This window comes from Pseudomonas sp. B10(2017) (genome assembly GCF_002113295.1).
GTDB classification, from domain to species: Bacteria; Pseudomonadota; Gammaproteobacteria; order Pseudomonadales; family Pseudomonadaceae; genus Aquipseudomonas; species Aquipseudomonas pudica.
Genome location: NZ_NEJU01000044.1, coordinates 1 through 3,389 on the forward strand (window position 1 = coordinate 1; position 3,389 = coordinate 3,389).

The following is a 3,389-nucleotide window of genomic DNA, read 5'->3' on the forward strand; positions in this document are numbered from 1 at the left end:
ACCCCGCACCATCCTCCCCACGCAACGTTGCCCCGGTTCATCCCAAAAGACCCGCACCTGCAGGCCGCATCCTGCAGCGTACCGGCTCGCCCATAAAAACAAGAGATCCACGACAGATGAGCACTTTGCAACCCGCACGCCAGCTGCTGCCCGGCCTGATGGCCATGTCCTGCGCACTCCCCGTGTTCGCCGCCGACGAAGGGGGTTTCCTGGAGGACGCCAAGGCCACCCTCAACCTGCGCAACTTCTACATCAACCGCAACTTCGTCGACCCGGCCCACCCGCAGGCCAAGGCCGAGGAGTGGACGCAGAGCTTCATCCTCGACGCCCGCTCCGGCTTCACCCAAGGCACCGTCGGTTTCGGCGTGGACGTACTGGGCCTGTACTCGGTCAAGCTCGACGGCGGCAAAGGCACCACCAACACTCATCTGCTGCCGGTGCACGACGATGGCCGCCCCGCCGATGATTACGGCCGCCTGGGCGTGGCACTGAAAGCCAAGCTGTCCGAAACCGAGCTGAAAGTGGGCGAATGGATGCCGGTACTGCCGATCCTGCGCTCGGATGACGGCCGCTCGCTGCCGCAGACCTTCCGCGGCGGCCAGCTGACCTCGAAGGAAATCGCCGGCCTGACCCTGTACGCCGGCCAGTTCCGCGGCAACAGCCCGCGCAACGACGCCAGCATGGAAGACATGTCGATGAACGGTAAGGCAGCGTTTACCTCCGACCGTTTCAACTTTGGCGGCGGCGAATACGCCTTCAACGACAAGCGCACCATGATCGGCCTGTGGAATGCCCAGCTCAAGGACATCTATCGTCAGCAGTACCTCAACCTTGTGCACAGCCAACCCCTGGGCGATTGGACCCTGGGCGCCAACCTGGGCTACTTCATCGGCAAGGAAGACGGCGCCGAACGCGCTGGTGAACTGGACAACCGCACCGCCTCGGCCATGCTCTCGGCGCGCTATCAGGGCCACACCTTCTACGTCGGCCTGCAGAAAGTCAGCGGCGACGACGCCTGGATGCGGGTGAACGGCACCAGCGGCGGCACCCTGGCAAACGACAGCTACAACTCCAGCTTCGACAACGCCAAGGAGCGCTCCTGGCAGGTGCGCCATGACTTCAACTTCGCCACCGTCGGCGTGCCAGGCCTGACCCTGATGAACCGCTACATCAAGGGTGACAACGTCACCGCAGGCGGCGTGGACGATGGCAAGGAATGGGCGCGGGAAACCGAGTTGGCGTATGTGGTGCAGTCGGGCAGCTTCAAGGACCTATCGGTGAAGTGGCGCAACTCCACCATGCGCCGGGACTTCAGCACCAACTCGTTCGACGAGAACCGGTTGATCGTGAGCTACCCGCTGAATCTCCTTTGAATGCTTCGCGGGTAAACCCGCTCCCACAGGTTCACCACAGATTCTGAAACTGTGGTGAACCTGTGGGAGCGGGTTTACCCGCGAAGAGGCCAGATGCCGCAACAAATAACCTCAAGCTATAAACAAATCAATAAACCTTCTTTGACGGAATATACAGCAACCGCTTGAATAGGCCTCTGATCCCCGCCCCAGAGCCGTGACATGGACCTCCGTCAGCTGCGCTACTTCATCGCCCTCACTGAATACCGCAGCTTCGTCCGTGCCGCCGAGGCCATGGGCATCACCCAACCCGCCTTCAGCCGCGCCATCCAGAGCCTGGAGCACAGCTTCGGCTGCCCATTGGTCGACCGCGCCAGCAAAGCCCTGCCGCCCACCCCTGAAGGCTTGGTGGTGCTGCAACATGCCCGGCGCCTGGTACAAGGTGCCGCGCAGCTGAGCAACGAAGTGCTACAGATGACCAAGCTCGACGCCGGCGAGCTGCATTTCGGCAGCGGCCCGACGCTGGCCGTACGCCTGGTGCCCGATGCCCTGCGCCACTTTCTCGAGCGCCACCCAGGCATCCGCACCTCGCTGCTGGTGGACAACGCCGAACGCCTCGGCCAGGCCCTGCGCCGCGAGCAGATCGAGTTTTTCGTCGACGACATCCGCCCGTTCGAGGCCGACCCCAACTTCCACACCGAACCCCTTTCACCGCGCCCCGGCCTGTTCTTCTGTCGCCCGGGGCACCCATTGCTGGCCAAGGACAGCCTGTCGACCAACGACCTGTTCAGCTACCCCCTGGCCAGCGCCCTGCTCGCCCCCGGCGTGCGCAAGCGCCTGGCCAACCTGAGCGGGCGCAGCGATTTCACCCCGCACCTGCAAACCGAGCACCTGGCCGTACTGCGCAGCGTGGTGCTGGCCAGCGATGCCATCGGCACCGCCAGCGAGGAAGCCGTGGCCGAAGACCTGGCCAGCGGCCGCCTGGTGCGCCTGCACTGGCGCAACCTGCCGCCAGCGCTGGAAGTGCTGAGCGTGCGCTGTGGCGTAGTCAGCCGCAGCGGTTACCGGTTGTCGCCGGCGGCGCGAGCGATGATCGAGACGCTGGTGGGGCTGGATATGCCAGTGCGGGCTGCTGCCATTCGCTGAACTGATGATGCTGGCAGGGGCGGTCTATCCTGAGCTATATCGGTCGCCTGTGCCGGCCCTTTCGCGGGTGAACCCGCTCCCACAGGGTCACCACAGTTTTTGAGGGCTGCGCTGTACCTGTGGGAGCGGGTTCACCCGCGAAGAGGCCAGAACAGGCAATACACCTCGATCAGGCAACCAGGGAGGCAAAAACAATGAAGACCCTCGTCGACCACCTGAGCCAATACGCCAGCTACCACCGCGACCCACGCAACATCGCCACCCACTTCGTGGGCATCCCCATGATCGTGCTGGCGGTCACCATCCTGCTGTCGCGTCCTGGCTGGGAGGTGGCGGGCATGTGGCTGTCCCCTGCCCTGCCGGCGGCGGCAGCCTCGGTCTGGTTCTACCTGCGCCTGGACCTGCGCTTCGGCCTGGTGATGGGGTTGTTGCTTGGGCTATGCCTGTGGGTTGGTCAGGTGCTGGCGATGCAGACGACAGCACTGTGGCTCGGCGCCGGGCTGGGTGCGTTCGTGGTGGGCTGGATCATCCAGTTCGTCGGCCATTACTACGAAGGCCGCAAGCCGGCGTTTGTCGACGATGTCAGCGGATTGATCATCGGGCCGTTGTTCGTGGTGGCAGAAGCGGCATTCATGCTCGGCCTGTGCCCGGCCCTGAAGCAAGCCGTGGAAAGCAACGCCGGGCCAGTTGCCATGCGGCAGAAGAATGCGGCCATGTAAACATTCAATGGCCCTATCGCCGGCAAGCCAGCTCCCACAGGGACTGCACTGCCCTCAAGCCTGATGCAATCCCTGTGGGAGCAACTGTCTTGCTCAATTTCTAAAAGCTGGCGCGATCCCTGTGGGAGCGGGCTTGCCCGCGAACACGGGCGAAGCCCGTGCCATCCATCGC

At 63.9% G+C, this 3,389-nt stretch carries 3 protein-coding genes; all 3 read left to right on the forward strand.

Features of this window, described 5'->3' with window-relative positions; genetic code table 11:
* Positions 1-116 precede the first annotated feature (116 nt).
* The 3 genes from CAF92_RS26185 to CAF92_RS26195 all read left to right on the forward strand — a co-directional run bounded on the left by CAF92_RS26185 (position 117) and on the right by CAF92_RS26195 (position 3,217).
* Positions 117-1,373, forward strand: a complete 1,257-nt coding sequence (locus CAF92_RS26185) for an OprD family porin (protein WP_085602342.1) — start codon at positions 117-119, stop codon at positions 1,371-1,373.
* A 201-nt stretch (positions 1,374-1,574) separates the two neighbouring features.
* Positions 1,575-2,498 (forward strand): LysR family transcriptional regulator, encoded by a 924-nt coding sequence (locus CAF92_RS26190; RefSeq protein ID WP_085602343.1) that lies wholly within the window; start codon positions 1,575-1,577, stop codon positions 2,496-2,498.
* A gap of 194 nt (positions 2,499-2,692) precedes the next feature.
* Positions 2,693-3,217 (forward strand): DUF962 domain-containing protein, encoded by a 525-nt coding sequence (locus CAF92_RS26195; protein WP_046617257.1) that lies wholly within the window; start codon positions 2,693-2,695, stop codon positions 3,215-3,217.
* The last annotated feature ends 172 nt before the right edge of the window (positions 3,218-3,389 follow it).

Excerpts from the sequence above, each read along its gene's own strand:
- CAF92_RS26185 (WP_085602342.1), top strand. The coding sequence starts at position 117 with ATGAGCACTTTGCAACCCGCACGCCAGCTGCTGCCCGGCCTGATGGCC.
- CAF92_RS26190 (WP_085602343.1), top strand. The coding sequence starts at position 1,575 with ATGGACCTCCGTCAGCTGCGCTACTTCATCGCCCTCACTGAATACCGC.
- CAF92_RS26195 (WP_046617257.1), top strand. The coding sequence starts at position 2,693 with ATGAAGACCCTCGTCGACCACCTGAGCCAATACGCCAGCTACCACCGC.